At 38.1% G+C, this 19,270-nt stretch carries 12 protein-coding genes; 4 read left to right on the forward strand and 8 right to left on the reverse strand.

The genetic code is table 11. From position 1 onward, the window contains the following. Positions 1 to 12: 12 nt before the first annotated feature. A complete protein-coding gene (gene queF / locus AOR04_RS11615; protein WP_096793425.1) occupies positions 13 to 858 on the forward strand; it encodes an NADPH-dependent 7-cyano-7-deazaguanine reductase QueF in 846 nt (281 codons plus the stop codon). Positions 859 to 1,113: 255 nt separating this feature from the next. Here queF and AOR04_RS11620 read toward each other — a convergent pair whose 3' ends face one another. From AOR04_RS11620 to AOR04_RS11630, 3 genes are read right to left on the reverse strand one after another with little or no spacing between them, the layout of a single operon-like run. Continuing rightward, a complete protein-coding gene (locus AOR04_RS11620) occupies positions 1,114 to 2,019 on the reverse strand; it encodes a peptidylprolyl isomerase (RefSeq protein WP_096793426.1) in 906 nt (301 codons plus the stop codon). A gap of 32 nt (positions 2,020 to 2,051) precedes the next feature. Continuing rightward, positions 2,052 to 5,741 (reverse strand): autotransporter assembly complex protein TamB, encoded by a 3,690-nt coding sequence (gene tamB, locus AOR04_RS11625; protein ID WP_096793427.1) that lies wholly within the window; start codon positions 5,739 to 5,741, stop codon positions 2,052 to 2,054. Continuing rightward, on the reverse strand, positions 5,741 to 7,468 hold the full coding sequence (locus AOR04_RS11630) for an autotransporter assembly complex protein TamA (RefSeq protein ID WP_096793428.1): 1,728 nt from the start codon (positions 7,466 to 7,468) through the stop codon (positions 5,741 to 5,743). The genes tamB and AOR04_RS11630 overlap by 1 nt, the downstream gene beginning before the upstream one ends. Before the next feature lie 214 nt (positions 7,469 to 7,682). On the opposite strand from AOR04_RS11630, the gene AOR04_RS11635 reads away from it, so the two are divergent. After that, positions 7,683 to 8,018, forward strand: coding sequence for a ribonuclease E inhibitor RraB (locus AOR04_RS11635; protein ID WP_096794123.1), 336 nt, complete (start codon positions 7,683 to 7,685; stop codon positions 8,016 to 8,018). 44 nt (positions 8,019 to 8,062) lie between these two features. Here AOR04_RS11635 and AOR04_RS11640 read toward each other — a convergent pair whose 3' ends face one another. From AOR04_RS11640 to AOR04_RS11660, 5 genes are all read right to left on the reverse strand, one after another. Beyond that, entirely contained in the window at positions 8,063 to 9,814 is a 1,752-nt protein-coding gene (locus AOR04_RS11640) for a DEAD/DEAH box helicase (protein ID WP_096793429.1), read from the reverse strand. A 119-nt stretch (positions 9,815 to 9,933) separates the two neighbouring features. Then, positions 9,934 to 10,236, reverse strand: a complete 303-nt coding sequence (locus AOR04_RS11645) for an H-NS histone family protein (RefSeq protein ID WP_096793430.1) — start codon at positions 10,234 to 10,236, stop codon at positions 9,934 to 9,936. 172 nt (positions 10,237 to 10,408) lie between these two features. Beyond that, positions 10,409 to 10,648 (reverse strand): hypothetical protein, encoded by a 240-nt coding sequence (locus AOR04_RS11650; protein WP_096793431.1) that lies wholly within the window; start codon positions 10,646 to 10,648, stop codon positions 10,409 to 10,411. 63 nt (positions 10,649 to 10,711) lie between these two features. Then, complete coding sequence (locus AOR04_RS11655) at positions 10,712 to 13,597, reverse strand: TonB-dependent receptor plug domain-containing protein (protein ID WP_096793432.1); 2,886 nt, start codon at positions 13,595 to 13,597, stop codon at positions 10,712 to 10,714. 405 nt (positions 13,598 to 14,002) lie between these two features. Further along, the gene (locus AOR04_RS11660) at positions 14,003 to 16,357 is read right to left on the reverse strand and encodes a DNA polymerase II (protein ID WP_096794124.1); all 2,355 of its coding nucleotides are present in this window, start codon (positions 16,355 to 16,357) and stop codon (positions 14,003 to 14,005) included. 60 nt (positions 16,358 to 16,417) lie between these two features. Between AOR04_RS11660 and dinG the strand changes: the two genes are divergently transcribed. Beyond that, complete coding sequence (gene dinG, locus AOR04_RS11665) at positions 16,418 to 18,493, forward strand: ATP-dependent DNA helicase DinG (protein ID WP_096793433.1); 2,076 nt, start codon at positions 16,418 to 16,420, stop codon at positions 18,491 to 18,493. Next, on the forward strand, positions 18,493 to 19,269 hold the full coding sequence (locus AOR04_RS11670) for a sulfite exporter TauE/SafE family protein (RefSeq protein ID WP_096793434.1): 777 nt from the start codon (positions 18,493 to 18,495) through the stop codon (positions 19,267 to 19,269). The genes dinG and AOR04_RS11670 overlap by 1 nt, the downstream gene beginning before the upstream one ends. Position 19,270: the final 1 nt, after the last annotated feature.

Consider the following 19,270-nt stretch of genomic DNA (forward strand, 5'->3'; position numbering starts at 1 on the left):
TTAAGAGCAAACATGACAGATTACAGCAATTCTCCAGACCTTAAAGGTAGCGTATTAGGCCAATCTACTGAGTATGTAGATGTGTACACGCCAAGCTTGCTTTTCCCTATTGCGCGCAAACTAAATCGTGATGCTTTAAATATTGACGAAGCAGAGCTGCCATTTAAAGGCCAAGATATTTGGACTGGTTACGAGCTTTCATGGTTAAACGCTAAAGGTAAACCGCAAGTTGCCGTGGCCTTATTTACCTTTGAATGCCAAAGCAGCCATATTATTGAGTCAAAGTCGTTTAAACTTTATTTAAATAGCTTTAACCAAACCCGATTTGAAAGCATTGATGTAGTAAAACAGCATTTAATTGATGATTTATCAAACGCGGTTAACAGCCCTGTCAAAGTAACTTTATATAATCCTGATGATTACAATTGCTTACCATGTACGGCGCTGCCAGGTGAATGTATTGATGACTTAGATATTGAGATTAGTAATTACGATATTGATGCTAATTCACTTAAAGCAAAAAGCGATGAAGTAGTGACTGAAACGCTCTATAGCCATTTACTTAAATCGAACTGTTTAATTACCTCCCAGCCTGACTGGGCAAGTGTAATTATACGATACACAGGCGAGCAAATATGTCGCGAATCGTTACTGCGTTATTTAATTTCATTCAGAACACATAACGAATTTCATGAGCAGTGTGTTGAGCGTATTTATAGTGATTTAACAACACAACTTAATATTAAAGAGTTAGAGGTTTACGCGCGTTATACTCGTCGTGGTGGGCTTGATATAAACCCGTATCGCTCTACGCATTATAACGACACGCCATTTGCAGTTAAAATTAATCGTCAGTAGGTTATTTTAAACTGGAATATGAGTATTAAAAAAGGAGCCTAGGCTCCTTTTCTATTTGTATATTTAATTAATACCAATTCGCTTAATTAAGTGAGCTATTTTGAGGCTGGGAAAACGTGTTGATAGCTAGGCAAAAAATTCGCTATTTAGTTGTTCTCGGCAATTGCTCCTGCATTGCTCTACCTTCTGCATCCATGCAGTCGTAAATGAGAATCTTTTAACGCAGGTAGCGACACGTTTAGACCCGCAAAATGATTAAGTATTATTGCGGATTGGTATAACTTCACGCTTAGTGGGTATGGGCATACCACACACGTCAACGTAATTATGTGCTTTAACAAACCATGGCTCAACACGGTTTTTACGAGCGCTGATTAAGTTTTTAAACACTGATGAGTTTGTTTTCATCACTTTAAATATACTTTTATCGCTTTGTATATCGCCAAGCACTTGTATATTTTTAATTGAGTTAAATGCTTTTCCTTCAGTTGGTGTACGCGCTAAACGGTTAAAATGCTCTATACCTTCGAGCACTCGACCAAACACCGTAATGTTTTTATCGAGGTAGCGCGGGCCTTGCCCTATCGTTACAAAAAACTCCGTGCTCGCACTATTTATGTCGTTATCGCGCGCCATGGCAAACACGCCACTACAATGCACTTGCCATGTTTGCGTATGTGCTGAGTTTTGAGCTACTGCAAAGCCGTTTAAAAAGCCGGTAACTGGTGCATATCCGTCGCCATTTAGCTCAGTAATTAAAAGTGGTTTGTTTGTTGTTAAATAAAACTCAGCTGGGACTGTTTTGTCTGCCGTTTTAATTAACTTTTTACCCGAGCTGTCCCCGCCTTGCGCTACAAAACCCTCAACAAACCGATAAACGCTGGTATTTTTATAAAACCCTTCTCGTACTAACTTTTTAATATTTTGAGCGTGCTTTGGGGCAAGCCGTTCATTAAGCTCAATGTACGCATCACCCGTTGGCAGTGTTATCTTTAAAATATTTTGAGCATCCACTAATCGCCAATCATTATCTGTTGCACTAGCAATTACCTCACTCGCACTCAATAAAGGTAGCTCTTGATTAGCAACATCATCACCGAGTTGTTGAGCACAACCGCTCAACAAAACACTAAGCAGAGCTGGCAATATAATTTTTTTCATCGCTTATATCCTTATAATTATTATAGTTTTGGTTATTCCCAATCAAACTTATATAGCACATCAACATTTTGATATAGGCCGCTCGTTATTTCTATGTATAACTGTGAAAGTAACTGATAACGCACAGCCACTTCACTGAGCGAATCAAATACACCCACGCTATATTTAACTTGTAAGCTGGGTGCTACGTAACCTGATATTTCTACTTTGGTGCTATCACCACTACCTGATGAGCTTAAACTTACATCTGACAGCCCAAAGGTTTCACCTACCTTAGAAACAACTCCTTCGCTGCGGCTAACACCTTGAGAGAGTAATAACTGTGTGAGCATAGCATCGCTTGACGAACTTTCTCCATCGCCTAAAGGTTGGCCATTAAGTAAATATGCAAGTGCTTGAGCTTGATCCATCGCAGGCTCAGAAAATATTTTGAGCGTTGGTTGTTCAACATTACCCGTGAGCGTAACCCCTGCAATGACACCATTTGCAGTCGTATCGGGGTTACGTATTGCTTTAATATTTAAAAATGGTTGTTCAATTGAACCGCTAAAACCTACTTGCCCGGTGCTGATTATTAAATCTTGCCCAAAGGCTAAGTAAGTACCTTCAATTAAGTTAAGCTCACCTGTGGCTATAATTGGTGCGCCTTGACTCATTTTTATGGCTAAATCACCCGCAACTTTTGATTCCAAGCCAAACGATTCTACTTTTACATCGTTTTTAACAATCACTTTTAAATCTATGTCGTAATCAAATGGAACTGTTTCGGTGGCCTCGGTTTTTTGATCAACAATAATTTCATCATCGCTAACTTGCACTGCGCCCTCTGGGAGCTCTTCAATCATTATACGACCGTAAGGCACAACTACCTCACCAGCAAGCTTGAGTGCATTATTAGCCAAGCCTATTTTTAAATCCGGTGATACTTTAAAAGTAACCCCTTGCTGCGCACGTACATAAAACTGCTCGCCAACTACCGCCACATTTACAGCAGGTTGCGCACCTTGCCAATCAACGTCACCGGTGAGGTTTATTTTACCGCCCTGGTTGTCGTTTAAGTTGCCTTTTATTGTGGCTGTTGTTTTATCAAACAATACGTTTATATTTGATTTTTGCAGCGCTATAGGTAGTTGCTCGCCCTCTAAACTAATATCGCTCACATTAAGCTCGCCATTTAATAATGGATCTTTTAACGTACCAGCTAACGCGACTTTTCCGCTAATATCACCTTTTAACTGCTCTAGGGTTTCAAGAAATGGTTGTAAGTCTGAAAGGAGTATTTTATCAATATTAATAGTGCCGTTAAGCGCTTGCGTATTTTGTATGTCGTCAATATCAATGTGTGTGTTTATTTTACCAAGCACACTTGATTCTAAATTAGCTTCAAGCTTGCCAATTTGAGAGTCCGAAAACGCACTAATAGTTAAAGTTTCGATTGGTAATTTAAAACGATCTTCTTCCGAGGTAAGCACCGCTTCTAAGTCGCTAGAATCGATATTTGCGCGTAATGTTTTAAGCGCACCGCTTTGCCAATTAAGTGCTACATCGCCAGCTATATTACCACGAGTACGAATGCTATTAGGTAAAAAATGCTTAAGCTCCTCAAGTGCTAAGTTGCTTAGCTTCGCATTTAATTGACCAAGTTCTTTTGATTGCGCTAGCGTGTCTATACATAATTCACTTTGCTCAGATGCCCAACAATGTGCACTTACATCAAAGTCACTAGTTTGAGAATTAAACATAATGGCAATATTTTTAGTATTACTAAAACTAAGCTTTTTATCGCTAAGCGTTACATTACTAAGCTCGCCATTCCAAGTGGTATTATTAATTTTGCCATTAACTTCAAGCTCTATACTGCCTTGCTCGGCATCTAAAGATGCCGTAAGTTGGTGATCTGTTTTGTCGCCGCTAATATCAATTTTAACGCTATTAATTTGCTGTTCGGCTACAAGCGCCGAACCAACACTTACCGAAACATCAGTTTGCCAATCGGCTGCGGTATCTAACTGCCCTTTTACTGATAATTTATTAATGTTTATTTCATCAAAAATAAAGCGATCTAGTATTAGTGCTAAATCAACAGAGGGCGTTAACCTTTCCCCTCTCACTTTTAAATTTGCGTTGCCGTCGGCAGTAAATGGAATATAAGCTTTTTCATCACTTTTTAGCGTTACTTTGCCATCAACCTGCCAAGTATCATCAACTTGCCCGCTTAGTGCTAATTTATTGGTACCACTGCTTAAATAAAAGCTATCAATATTAGCTTTTAAAGTATTGTCAAGCTTAAAGTTTGAGGCAAATTCTAGTGGCACGTCGTTAAGTAATCCGTTTAACTTTGTATTATTCATTTGTAGCTGCCACTTGTCGTCAGCTGCACTAAACGAGCCTTTAAACTGTCCTGAAATATCACTGGTAACGGCATCAGTTAAGTACTGCGCTTTTAAGTTAGCAAGCGTGCCATTAAAGTTAGCCTGTATGCCTTTTTGCCAATCAACATTGGCTTTTATAGTTGCACTGCTTTCGTTCGCTTTAATGCTTAGCGCTTGTAAAGTTGCTTTGGTGAGACTGCCTTTCAATTGGGTATTTAAGTCAACAGCTGGGTACGCACCTAATTGGCTATTCGCCTGAAGGCTAAGCTGATAGTCGTCAGCATTACCTTGTGCGTTAAGGCTTACATTTCGCACTTTAAGCTCATTACTTTGCGCATCAATAAGCCACTGTTTAATTTTTCCATTTAACTCAAACGGATAGTTTTTTTGCTTTAAATTTGCCGTTGCCGTTAAACTAAGCGGATATTGTCCCTGCGTTTCTAAATTTAGGTTTAGGTTTGACAAGTCGCCATTCAACTGCAAATTGGCTTGGTGCTCATCACTTTGTAAAACAACATCCCCTTTCACGGGCAAATTCCCTGCAAGCTCAGCGTTAAGATGCGTATTAAGCTGCCACTGTTCATACTTTGCTGAGAATGACTCTAAATTAATAACCGCATCTTCCACACTTAATTGCAGCGAGATGTTTTCAATAACATGTTGGGCTTCGTTTTGCTCAATCGTAATTTTAGCAATTTCAAAGTCTTCAACAACTAAATCAAGTGGCGAAGTAAATTCTATATTAGGCAATGCGGGTAGGTGCGTTAAAGGCGCTTGAGTATTTTGCGCCGTTTGTGTTTTCGCATCTTGTTCTTGCTCTTTTAAGGCAACAAGTATGGTGGGAATATTCAGGCTTTTAACCGTCAGCTTTGAACCCTCAGCTTTTGCTGAGAGTTTAAAGTTATTAACGCTTACGTTTGCACTTGGATGCTCTAGCGTAAATTTATTGATCGCAATGTTTTTTACAGCAATATTAAAAGGTAAGCTGATTTTTTCAAGCGGCTCTGTCGGGGCTTCTTCTTGTGACTCTGCAGTTTTTGGTAATGTTAAATTTATAGATTTAGCACTTAAGTTATCTATACAAATTCCATCGCACTGCCACCAAAACAAATCAATTTTCAATTGTTGTGCATTAAAGTCCAATCCGTTGCTAGCAAAGCGTACATTAAAGGCATCATTATAAATAAAACGACCATCTTTAATTTCAATATGTAGTCCATCTACTGCTTTGTTTGCACTATAAGCAATAAATTGATTACCGGGTGCGGTAAATAACAAACAAAATAGTGCAACAACTAACGTGACAAAAATAGCACTTACGGCGGCTGTTATCTTTTTTAATACTGACATTAAATTTCTGGCCCTATGGTAATACTTAAACGTGTGCTTTTACTTTCTTTTGTTAATCCCCAAGCGTGGTCTACGCGCACTGGGCCAACGGGTGTTAAATAGCGAAAACCAAAACCAGCACCTACTTCAAAATAATCAGAAAAATCATTAGTCGCAGTACCACCATCAACAAATAAAGCTGCTCGCCAATTTTTAGCAAACTGGTAGTTATATTCCATCGTGCCCGATAGTAAATACTTACCACCTATTAGCTCGCCGTCATCGTTCTCAGGCGAAATTGATTGGTACGCAAAACCACGAACACTTTGATCGCCACCTGCGTAAAACCGAAGTGAAAATGGCACGTTGTTAATATCATCAACAAGCATTGCCCCCACATTCGCTTTTAAAAACACCAAGTGACGGTCAAAATAAGTGCGTAGCCATGCATGTTGCATTTGCACCCTAATCAGATTAGTACTCGAAAGCACATCATCTAAGCCAAACTCAGCAGATATAAGCCACTGCTCTCCCCAATAAGGAGTCGTGCCGCCTTTTGATTTTTTGCGCGCGTAGCTAATGCCCGGCATTAACATTTCGGTACTTTCTTCGTCTTCATCACCAATACGGTAGGTTTCTTGGTCGCGGCGTAAAAATGCAGTACGCACCCACTTATTTTCGGTCAACCATTGGCGCTGAACTTGCCCTGTTAATATTTCACTGTAAGTGTCGTTTGTGAGCTCATCTTCTAGCTTATAACCGACAGAGAATCGCCATAAATCATCATTAGGATCATCAACCGGAATTGTATAAGCCATGGAAATATCTTGCTGCTTTTGTGCCACATTGAAATTAGTTTCGAGGTAATGGCCGTCTTCTGTGATCCACGGTTTACTCCATTTAAAACGCACCTTAGGCCCTAAGTCAGTACTAAAACCACCGCCAATTTCATAGCTGTTAGCTGGCTTGGGTAATACTTCAACTTTAATCGGTACTTGGCTGTTTTTGCGCGCTGCAATGTCAGCATAAACACGTACACTGGCAAAATAAGGGGTACTTGATAAATCCAAGTTATAGTCAGCAATATGTGTTGATTTATAAGGTTGGCCCTGCGAGAAAGGCGCTATAGAGCGTATGTATTTTTCAGCGGGTGTACTACTGGCAATTTGTATATCGCCAAACTCATACCTAACTCCGGTATCAATTATGAAAGTAATAACAGCACTATTTTTTTTAAGCGATACTTCTAATTTACGCGCTGGCCACTTAGCATCAAAATAACCTAGTTCTAGTAGCATCGATTCTATTTTTTTATGGGTTGAGTCGTATTTACCATGATTTAGAACATCGCCTTGTTTTAAGCTGATGTTGTTAATTAATGCCTGTAATTGGGTATCACTTTGGCCATCCCCATTTAAAGTAATGTTAATTGCTTCTATACGAGTTGCAGGCCCTCGCTCAACTTTAACGATTAATTCACTGTCGTCTTTATCAAACTCAACTTCAACGGTTGGGCTGTAGTAACCAAGTGCTTTGATACTATTTTGTACTTGCTTTTGAGCATAGCGGCGAAGTGTACGGGTTGGCTTCTCACCAATTAATTGCTTGAGGTAAAGGGCTACGTTACTTTCTAAATCACCATTTAACCCTTTAATTTCGTAATCTTCTATGACTTTTTCTGCCGCATAGCTATTTGTCGCAATTAAAGCGATCACAACACACATGCAACGTAAAAACTTAATAAACAAGTAAATATCCTTACTTTTAATATCTTACATAAAACTGGCTGATTACGCGCATATTAGCATAGCCATAATGAGCAACACATTAACTTAATGACAATCTAACGCGTAAATTTAACTTTGAATAAATATCAGCATAATTAAAATTAGTACGCGTTAAGACAATATTTTAGTTACAATAGTGCCTACGAATAAAAAATTAATTTTAAATGAGTTTTTAATGCAATTCCCTGATGATGATAACGGCCAACTTTTAGCCGAAATAGCCGCTGCTGGCATTGATTTAAATAAAATGCACCAAGTCGATTTTTTTATTTTATTTGAACAAGAAGCCGATGCTGAAAAATTTGCTAAAGAAATAGTCTCTGATGCATTAATTCAAAATGCTGAGCTTGAAAAATGTAAAGATACTGGCGTTTGGGAAGTAATCACTCAAGTACAAATGGTGCCAGAGCACACCCTTTTAGGACAAGCAGAGCAATACATTGAAAGCATTGCTAATAGCTTTAATGGATACGGTGATGGCTGGGGATTAATGGACGGTGACGAGGCTTAATTGCCTTTTAATTGTATTAGTCCAATGTACTCTATCAGTTAAGCTTAGCGGCTTAACTGATTTGCCTTTCTAAAACCCCCTTTATAGTCAAATAGCTTATCAGCTACTTTCCAACCATATTTTTTGCTTTTTCGTGCAATAACAAAATCCGGTGGTACTAATTCAAATTGTGCTTTTACTACTTGCTCTGCAGTTTTAAAATTAATAGGTGTTTGCCCAAGTCCTACTCGTAGACCAAATTGCTTATTAAATATAAATTGCCCGCCTTTATTTGCGAGGTTATATACCTCATCGCAACTTGCGCCATCTTCATCAAAATACGTTACTTTAATAAGTTCATCTTTAATTAGAGTTACTGATAACCCACTACATCGAAGCACAAGTGCGTCTTTTAAGTTTAATGCATTACGTAGCTTATCATCAGGGTCGGCCATTACCGCGCCGCAATCATGACATTGTCGTGCAGCAATATCATTTGGGGCACCGCACTGCTCACATTCTTTAAACCTAAAACGATAATCGCACTGCTCGTTATGGCCACTATCGTCCTCTAATAACCCTTTACAGCGCCTGCCAAAGTGCTCTATTACTTTTCCTGCAGAATCAGTTTTACCCCAAAATATATTCGCAAAACCACAGCCAGGACAAAGTACCTGCACAGGCTCGTTATCACTATCGCCTTTTTTATCGCCTACTTCTGGGTGAAATAAATTAAAACCATTGCCGGCATAATCGATTACTAAGCAATCTGTTTTTGATTCAGATAACCTGAGACCTCGCCCCACAATTTGTTGATATAAACTAACTGATTCTGTAGGTCGTAAAATAGCTATAAAGTCGACATGCGGGGCATCAAACCCTGTAGTTAATACCGATATATTAACTAAATACTTTAATTGCTTAGCTTTAAATTGCTTAATGATTTTATCGCGCTCAGTGTTTGGCGTATCACCTGTTATAAGTGCACTTTGATGAGCTGGTAGGTAGCTTAATATTTCCTGAGCATGCATTACCGTAGCGGCAAAAACCATAACACCTTCGCGCTCTTCACTGTATTGAATTACTTGCTGTAATATAGCTTTCGTTGCGCGCTCACTGTTTTTTAAAAGCGCATTCATATCATCAGTCGTATATTGCCCAAATGCATTGCTATCTAAGGACGAAAAATCATAATGGCTAATTGCTGCATCAACTTCGTTAGGCGGCGTTAAATAATTATGTTTGATCATATACCTGAGCGGCAATTCAAAAATACAACTTTTAAACGGGCTTTCTTTAGTCCCTTTAACAAAACCATGATAATGGTGGTGGTATATCCACCCCATTCCTAACCGATAAGGTGTTGCTGTTAAACCCAATACTTTTAACTGAGGGTTATACTCTTTTAAACTGTTTATTACTTTTCCGTACTGGCTTTTTTTATCCCCATTTACCCTGTGGCATTCATCAATAATAAGTAATGAATAATGCTCATTTAATTTATTTAAATTACGGGAAAGTGATTGCACACTGGCAAAGGTTACTTGATGGTTTAATGATTTTTCTTTTAAGCCTGCTGAAAATATACTCGCCTCTAAACCAAAACTTTTATATTTTTGCGAATTTTGCTCTACAAGCTCTTTTACATGAGCAAGCACTAATATTTTTTGCTTAGCAATACGGGCAAGTTCAGCTATAACCAAACTTTTACCTGCACCGGTTGGTAGGACAATAACGGCAGGATCATTACTCTTTCTAAAGTGTAAAACAGTTCGTTCTACGGCTTCTTGCTGGTAAGGTCTTAGTTTATAGCTCATGGGAAAACAAATAGGTTTGAGTGAGGAGATTTTAGCAAATAATAGCTAGGAGTTTTAAACTTTAATTATATTTTATTGAGGGATAAAAAGAGAAGTTTCGGCTTCTCTTATATTTAGCTTTAGGCTAAATAATTTTCAAGTTCAACACCTTCAAACGCTTTAGGGCGACGGCCACGGCCAGTCCATTCAATAGTCTCACCATTCAGTTCCATGCGGTACTTAGGCTTAACTTTGGTGCGTTTGTCAGATGCTCCATCTTGTAAATCTTCTAGCGTAAGTCCTTTTTCTTTTAAAAGTTCCAAAACTTCCTGTTTTGCTTTTTGTTGCTGGGTATATTTTGAAATTGCATCATTGATAAGCTGTTGAGCTTTTTCAAGCTCTGTTAATGATGCAGTTTTAATAAAAGATCGGACTTCTTTCATTTATATCTCTCTAAATTTATTTGGTTATGCTTGCTTATTATATTCTTGTTTATTATATGCTTGTTTACTAAATATAACTAGTAGCACAATTTTAATTATCTAACGAAATAATAAGTTAATATAAGCTGTCGCCACAAAGCATCCGCAAATAGATTTAATGTAAGTTATAGTTTTACGTCCTATCTTGGTAGATATTCCCTCTTTTATTTATTTCTCTCATAGCATCTTGGTTTTTCTTACGTTGTTCTTCAGCTAATTCTTTTGACATACAAGTCCGTTTTTTTATATTACTCCCAGTAACAGCTATTTTTTCACATACTAAATTTGAATTAGAGTTATCGTCCTTTGTTAGAGCTGTACAGCCACTTAGTAATAATAAATTGATACTTAATATACCTAACAACTTTTTCATTTCGATTTCCTTAAATTATAACGTCAATACTTATGTATTGACGTTATAATAAATAACAACTACTTAAAATTTAGCATGAAGTGTTAAATACAAATGACGACCTGTTGTATTGTAAGTACGAGGGTCTGTATTATCATTGAATCCTGTAGCTGCGTACGGAGGATCTTCGTCAAAGATATTATTAATACCAAATGTCGTTGTGTAGTTATCAAAGAAGTAACTAAAACGAGCATTATGAATAACTTGAGAGTCAACAGTCCTAATTACATCGTAAGAATCAAGAACACCTGCAACATTAACAGCTTCAGTTCTAAATGATGAATTAACATCAGCTAAATCTTCTGGATCAACATTTGTGAAGTTCTCTTCAACTTCACCAATATAACGCAGTGCATAAGTAGCAGACCAATTTTCTTGAGTTAACGAAACATTAAGGTTTGTTTTCCACTCAGGGAAGTTACCATCACCACTATTTCGACGGTAGTAGCCAGCATTTTGAAGCGTTGAACCATCAGCTTGAGTAATAGTGTAATCATCATAGTAAGTTGCATCTAAACTTGTTGATAATGAACCAATCGAAGTATCTGTAGTATAAGCAATATTGAAGTCATACCCTGATGATTCAACACCACCTACGTTAATATTTCTGTTATCAATATCGCTTGAATTACCAGCTAAAATACCAGATGTATAACGAGTGATTTGATCACAATAAGTACCGCTTTCGGCACACTTGTTTAAAATTAGCTGCTCACCTACAGAACTGATTGCATTTTCTAGTTCAATATCCCAGTAATCAATTGTGAAAGATAAACCATCAACAAACTCTGGGCTATAAACTACGCCAACTGTAAATATATCAGCTTCTTCTGGTTGTAAATCTGGGTTACCACCTAGAGTAGAAGATAACTGATCACCGATAGGTTCAAAACCAGCTGCTGGAACACCATCAGCTATACAGAACGATGTTGGGTTTGTAGCACATGGATCCGAAACTTCAGGGCTATTATCTGATGCACCTGAGAACAGGTCAGAAGTAGAAGGAGCTCTAAATGCAGTAGATGATGTTCCACGGAACATCAGGCCATCCATAGGAGACCACTTAATGCCTACTTTATGGTTTGTAGTATCACCAAAAGTGTCATAATCAGAATAGCGAATTGCTAAATCTAACTCTAATACCTTAGCAAAAGGTGCGTCATATAATAGTGGTACATTAAACTCAGCATAAGCTTCATCTACTGTGTAGCTACCTGATGTTTCTTGACGACTAGAACCAGATGTAATTCCTAATGCAATTAGAGCATCAGGGAAGTCACCACCTTTTTCTTCACGGTGCTCAAGCCCAAATGCCATACCTAAACTACCAGCAGGTAATTCGAATGCACTACCGAATACGCTACCACTAATAATTTGCTGTTCATTTGAACCAAAGTCATGTGCTTCAAACGAAATAAAATCTAACATATCTTGGGTAACTTGAGTATCAGTTCCTGGGATACCAAATACATTTAGTGATGTACAACCTACGATAGGATTATCTACAGTCCCACATACAATACTTCCATCAGTATCTTGGAACGAAGGACCTACAGCTTGTGTAACTTTTTCAAAGTTTACGCCGCCAGCTCGTTTAGTTGTAGAATCACTTGAACCAAAGATGTATGAAACTTCATAGCCCCAATCATCGTTAATATCACCTTCAAAACCAACTACAGCACGAACAGTATCAACGCGGAATTGAGTATCTCGACCACCAGTTTCAACCATACGACGACGCCAATCAGATATTTCTACTGTGTCACCATTACGATCTTTAGGACCAAACTGTTGATTGTAGTAATTATCCGCAGAATAATTTGCATCAGTCACACCAAAGAATGCAAGCGGTGCTAATGGTAATGGAGCAAGCTTAGTATCAGAAATTCGGCGGTTTAAGCTAATTTCAGAAAAGAAACGAGCATGTTCAGAAAATTCATAATTACTTTGTACAAATATACCGTAGCGCTCTGCTGGCGTTAAATGGAAGTTAACAGGGGCAAAGTTATATGCATCTTTGCTTCCGTAACAATCATAGCCTGTTGGGTTAGCAAAGTCACTTGGATCTGATTGACCTGGTCCATTAGCTGCACCGTGAGTAAACGTAGAACAATCTTCACCAGCAATTGAGCCATCAATGCCACCATAACGGCCCCAAGGTCCCGCAGATGAACCACCTTTAGAAATTTCGCCAGTGTGATCCATATCTAATGAAAATTTAGACCAATCACGATCGCCAGAAGACTGAGAGCCCTGCTGAACATAGTAAGCGCTGGCTACAACGCCACCTTTGTCGTTTGTTAAACCAACAGTAAAGTCATAGCTTTTAGTTTCACCATCACCGCCATGCGTTGACGCGTCATAGCTTGCTGTAGCTTCAAAGCCTTCAAAGTCATCACGTGTGATAATGTTAACCACGCCGCCAATTGCATCTGAACCATAGATTGCAGAAGCACCGTCTTTGAGGACTTCAACACGTTTAATAATTGCTGTAGGTATTGTACTTAAATCTACAGAAGAGTTAGCACCACTTCCTGATGCAACCATACGACGGCCATTTAGGAGTATCAGGGTTCTTGAAGAACCTAACCCACGTAAAGAAACACGAACTGCACCTGAACCACCATTATTAACTGCTGCATTTGTACCAGCGCCAGCTACTGAAGGGATTTCTTGAAGAATATCACCAACGTTACTGATACCTGAAGTAACAAGATCATCACGAGAAATTATTTGTACAGGATTCGCACCTTCCATATCCGTTCTTTTAATTCGTGAGCCAGTAACTTCTATTCGTTCTACTTTTCCTGCACCCTCTGCTGCCATGGTACTTGCTGAAAATGCAGCTGTTGATGCTGCACCAAAAGCAATCGCTAAGCGAACAGCTTTTGTTACTTGATTATTTAACATTTGATTCTCCCAAGAATACATTTTATTAATTATAATTTTCAATCTAGCGTGGTGGCAAAGTGTTACCAAACGCTACAATTGTGTGATGAATGATAATACCAGTGAAACAACAACGTCAACAATCAATTAACCTTAAACCCTTTTAAATTACAAAAAAAGCTTAGATACACAATTAAATATCAATCACTTAGAAAAACACAAAGGCATAACCAACTGTTTTAAAAGAAGAAAAAAATAAGTAAAAAGGTTCAATTTAAATTACATAAAACAGGAAATTATTAACAAAACAACATGAGGGAATCATAAATTTTAACAAAAAAAGAGAAAAACACTTCATCCCACACTAAATCAGATTGAATTTCATACAAAAAATATGACTATTTAAATACGAAAACTGTAAAGTAATTATAAAAATGAAAGTTGAGCCCCTTGATATTCAATTTCTTTCAAATTCAAGGCATCAAGTACCATTTCGGCGATAGGAGTTAGCTGTTTTTGTATGTAAACCGAATAATTAAAATTATTTGAACCATTGTATAATTGCGCCCCATCATCAGAATAAACATATTCAATAATTTGACCTCGTTTAATTTCAAAATCAGGATTACTAGCTTTATACTTTTTAATCGCTTGCACTTGGGGAGGAACATTTTTTACGTAATCATTTAGATTTTGTCCTAACTTTTTACGGTATATTAACTTTTCATCGAATTCACCTGCGAACAATCTTTTGGTGTAGTCACTTATAATCTCGTGAAGTTGTTTTATTTCAAATTTTTCATTAAATAAAGTTTTGAATAACTCTTTTTGAAACTCTTGTGCAAATTCGGTCCAATCGCTGCGTACGGTTTCCATTCCTTTAAATATAAGTTCAGGCATCCCATTTTTTATAATTTGTCCTACATAGCGTTTTTTTGAACCTGTTTTTTTACCTCTTATTGTTGGCATAAAAAATGGGCTATAGTGGGTTTCAAACTCTATTTCTAAATAACTAGTAAGCCCAAAACGGTCTTTAATATCGCAGCTCCATTTATTATTAATATAGATCGTTAAATCTTTGCCTATTTGATTGCAACTCAGAGCACTTAGCTGATCGTCAGCTTTTACAAAAATAGAGTCTGTATCGCCATAAATTACTTCATAACCTAACGTTTCAATCCATTTACGGGTTGTTTGCATAATTTCATGCCCACGTAATGTTATTGAACTCGATAATCTTGGATCATAAAATCGACACCCTTTAGAGCCAAGTACGCCGTATAAGCTGTTCATTATTATTTTTATAGCTTGCGATAACATTGGCTGATTTGTGTCTTTTGCCCTTTGCCGTGTATGTGTTAAATGCTTAATTAACGACGGTAAGTGGTGTTCATTTCGTGAAAAAACGGCTTCATTAAACCCTTCAATTGCATTTTCAGGTGAGTCTAACCCTTTAATAAGCCCAAGAGGGTCAATACAAAAAGTTCGCATAATTGAGGGATATAGGCTTTTAAAATCTAAAACAAGTATATTCTTATAAAGCCCAGGCACTGACTCCATTACATAACCACCGGGGCTTTCAAAAGATAAACCGTGATCGCCTAAATTTGGCGCAACATACCCGCTGCGATGTAGTAATGGCAAATATAAGTTAGTAAATGCAGCAACCGAGCCGCCCATTCGCTCAAGCTCAAGACCGGTTAACTGAGTCCTCACTATTGCAAATTCAAAGAGTTGTAACTCTGCAAAAATCCTCTTAACGAGTATACAATCTTGTCGGTTATAAGCTGCTAAGTTGAGCTTATCTTCATTAAATTGACGAACAATTTCACTTAAACGATTATCTGCCTGAATTAGTTTAGATTCACCAAGGACTTTATAAGAAATATTCGCAAGCGAATAGTTATCAAAGTGATAAGTGGCATTTTTTAAGGTATCAATGCCATCTATAACGCTTCGCCCAGGTAAGGTGAGGCGAGTGTAATGCCCTGTTTTTATATTTAAAGGCTGCTGATCTCGGCCAAAATTAAGCGTTACCCCTAGTGCCTCTGCCCTAGAGTTTAACACTGTAAAATCAAATTCAATGACATTCCAACCCACAATAATGTCAGGATCATTATTATTGATATACTGCTGTAGCTTTTGTAGTAGATTAATCTCGTCAAAGCACCAATCAATATTAAATGGCTGATTATGCTGTTGAGGCTCACCAATCATTAATACAGTATCAAGGCCATTTCCTACCAGCCCAACCGAAAACAATACGCCCTCACCATTACACTCAATATCTAATGAAAGCGATTTCAGCGTGGGTGTATATTCAGGGCTCGCTTTTAATTTAGCATTGCTAATTAAAATAAAGCCGTTTTTTTGAGATACTTCACCCGTAACCCATACACCACCTTTAATAAAACGTTCCATTAAAAAACGATCGCTGTGGCGTATATCCGCTTCGTATATACTTATGTGCTTTTCAAGTAATGTGCGTGCTTTGTAAAGGTTACTTACATCATTAAAATAACAGCCTATGCACACAACACCACTAAAATGGCGCATTTCTACCGTTTTAAAATTAACACTTATATTTTCTTTATTTAATATGCTTTGTGCAAAATTGTGTTCATCTTGTGGGATAAAAAAAACAGCTTGCTGGTTTTCAATTAGTACTTTAATTGGGCCATTGTCAGATACGAGCCAGTAGCAAAGCGTGATCCCACGCTTACTCTTAGGCGAGTATTGTTGCCTTGATAAAATAAAGCCCTGATAGATTGCTTGTGTCAACGTACGATCCCACTTAATATATACACTGTAATTATATACATACTTTAGGTAAATCATCCCATGCTTTCTGACTCACTAAAAAAAACAATTAGGCAAGTACACCAGCATGTGGCTAATAACCTAAACGATTATCGCCCTCGAAGTAGCCAAAACTACCTTGTTGCCGAAATAGCAAAAACACTCGCAGGCGACTATCACAAAAAACAACGCATATGTGTTATTGAAGCAGGCACCGGTACAGGTAAGTCTCTTGCCTATTGTTTAGGTGCATTACCACTGGCCTTGGCACAAAAAAAGAAACTGGTTATTTCGACTGCTACCGTTGCACTGCAAGAACAATTAATAGCAAAAGAGCTCCCGTTTTTTAAAAAGCATTCAGGCCTCGACTTTAAATTTGATTTGGTAAAAGGTCGTCATCGTTATATTTGCGCTCACAAACTACACAATGCTGTTAATGGCGATAGCCAAACACAAATGGATTTTATGCCATCGCTTGCTTCACCACTGAGCGCAATGGAAACCAAGTGTTTAAATGAGCTATATAACGCCTATGTTAATAAAAAATGGCAAGGCGATAGAGACAGCTGGGCCGATACTGTACCCGATAGAGTGTGGAACTTAATAGCCTGCGATAAACATTCATGCCAACGCCAAATGAAGGCCCATCAAACGTGTCCGTTTCAACTTGCCCGTAATCAATTAATGCAAATGGATGTACTGGTAATTAATCACTCTTTGTTACTTGCCGATTTAGACTTAGGCGGCGGTAAAATTTTACCAGAGCCCGACAACACCATTTACGTTATTGATGAAGCGCACCATTTAGCACATATAACACGCGATTTTTCATCTGCTGCTGCCACAATAAAAGGCACAATAGAATGGCTTGATAAGCTCACTAAGTTTAGCGGGAAAATGGCGAAGGTCTTAGTGGGGCAAAGAGCTATTGGGCAAAACTTTAAACTTTGCGACAGTATTAATAACGCAAATAAAGATTTAAAAGTAGTTCGCGATATTCTTGATAATGCCGACTTTGAATACTCAAAAGACGATACTTACCGCTTTGAACACGGTGAAATCCCAGAATCGCTGCACAGTAAAGCTAAAGACATAAGCGAAGCCACACAAGATGCCCTGCGCTGTTTAAACAAAATGCACGACACCCTTACGCAAGATGTAAGCGACGGCGATATAAAACCTTACGTTGCCGACCCAATACTAGGCGAAAGTGGTCAATACATAAACCGCTTAGAGCAACTAAACAAACTCTGGTTTAGTTACGCTAAAAAAGGCGAAGGTACACCTCATGCACGGTGGATAAAACGCCTTAAATATAAAAGCCATCACGATCACTTATTAAGCGACTGCCCTATTGAAGTCGGTTACTACTTAAAAGATAAATTGTGGCGAGAATGCGCGGGCGCTGTTTTATGCTCTGCTACATTAAGTGCACTGGGCTCGTTTGATCACTTTGCTTACGAAACAGGGCTTGCTAAAGAAGAAGGCGTTAAATTTATTAAAGTACCTTCTCCTTTTGATTACCCAAAACAAGCCACTTTACGTATTCCGGTATCAAAAGTAGAACCTACCGATAAAGACTTTAGTGACCACTTAGCTAAAACATTGCCAGAGTACCTAAATGATAAAAAAGCGAACCTTGTACTATTCGCTTCTTACTGGCAAATGGACCACGTAACAAAGTTTCTTAGAACAAAAGGTTTTAACTTATTAGTACAAGGTGAGATGTCTCGAGAAGCGTTGCTTAAATTACACACCAAAAATGTAGACGAAGGCAAAGGCAGTATTTTATTTGGAACCCAGAGTCTTTCGGAAGGCCTTGATTTACCTGGTAAATATTTAGAGAACTTAATAATCACTAAAATTCCGTTTGCTGTACCTACTTCGCCGATAGAAGAAGCGCAAGCAGAATTTGTACAAAGCAAAGGTGGTAACCCGTTTTTAACGATTACCGTGCCAGACGCCGCAAAGAAATTGGTACAAAGCTGTGGTAGACTGCTGCGAAAAGAGAGTGATGAAGGCTGTATTACTATTCTCGATAGGCGCTTAGTTACTAAGCGATACGGTAAAGCCATGCTCGACACCCTACCACCTTTTAAAAGACAAATAGATTATTAATGTTTGAACTCGCACTCGATCCAACAACCTGGGCTGTTTTATGTGCTGTTGCACTTGCCGCAGGTTTTATAGACGCTATCGCCGGTGGCGGTGGCATGTTAACTGTACCCGCTTTATTAACTGCTGGTTTGCCTCCACATTTAACATTAGGCACCAATAAACTAGCAGCAAGTTTTGGCTCGTTAACGGCAAGCTATACATACTATAAAAAGAACTTATTTAGTCCTAAGTTTTGGGCTGCCTCTATTATTGCTACCGCAATAGGTGCATTGATAGGTACTGTTATTGTTGATCATTTAAGTATCGACTTTTTAAACAAACTACTTCCAATTATTATTATTTTGGTTGCCGCTTATAGTTTATTTGGTAATTTAAGTACCACCGAAGGTGATAAACTTCCTAAACTAAACAAAGCGATGAAAATAAAACAGTGGTTACAGGGTTTATTATTAGGCTTTTTTGATGGTTTAGCAGGCCCAGGTACGGGTACTTTTTGGACTGCCTCCAATGGCATGCTTTACAAAATGAACCTGCTACTTAACTGTGGCTTAGCGCGTTCAATGAACTTTGTTTCTAACTTTATATCGTTGATAACCTTTGTAGCACTCGGCCATGTAAACTTTTTACTTGGCATAACAATGGGCTTTTTTATTATGCTAGGCGCATGGCTTGGCGCGCATTCAGCAATCCGCTTTGGCAGCAAATTTATTCGTCCAGTCTTTAATACTATGGTTATACTTTTAGCATTAAAACTAATTTACGAGGCTTACTTTTAAT

Origin of the sequence: Pseudoalteromonas sp. 1_2015MBL_MicDiv (assembly GCF_002407505.1) — a bacterium.
Classification (GTDB): domain Bacteria; phylum Pseudomonadota; class Gammaproteobacteria; order Enterobacterales; family Alteromonadaceae; genus Pseudoalteromonas; species Pseudoalteromonas fuliginea.

Excerpts from the sequence above, each read along its gene's own strand:
- queF (WP_096793425.1), top strand. The coding sequence starts at position 13 with ATGACAGATTACAGCAATTCTCCAGACCTTAAAGGTAGCGTATTAGGC.
- AOR04_RS11620 (WP_096793426.1), bottom strand. The coding sequence starts at position 2,019 with ATGAAAAAAATTATATTGCCAGCTCTGCTTAGTGTTTTGTTGAGCGGT.
- tamB (WP_096793427.1), bottom strand. The coding sequence starts at position 5,741 with ATGTCAGTATTAAAAAAGATAACAGCCGCCGTAAGTGCTATTTTTGTC.
- AOR04_RS11635 (WP_096794123.1), top strand. The coding sequence starts at position 7,683 with ATGCAATTCCCTGATGATGATAACGGCCAACTTTTAGCCGAAATAGCC.
- AOR04_RS11640 (WP_096793429.1), bottom strand. The coding sequence starts at position 9,814 with ATGAGCTATAAACTAAGACCTTACCAGCAAGAAGCCGTAGAACGAACT.
- AOR04_RS11645 (WP_096793430.1), bottom strand. The coding sequence starts at position 10,236 with ATGAAAGAAGTCCGATCTTTTATTAAAACTGCATCATTAACAGAGCTT.
- AOR04_RS11650 (WP_096793431.1), bottom strand. The coding sequence starts at position 10,648 with ATGAAAAAGTTGTTAGGTATATTAAGTATCAATTTATTATTACTAAGT.
- AOR04_RS11655 (WP_096793432.1), bottom strand. The coding sequence starts at position 13,597 with ATGTTAAATAATCAAGTAACAAAAGCTGTTCGCTTAGCGATTGCTTTT.
- dinG (WP_096793433.1), top strand. The coding sequence starts at position 16,418 with ATGCTTTCTGACTCACTAAAAAAAACAATTAGGCAAGTACACCAGCAT.
- AOR04_RS11670 (WP_096793434.1), top strand. The coding sequence starts at position 18,493 with ATGTTTGAACTCGCACTCGATCCAACAACCTGGGCTGTTTTATGTGCT.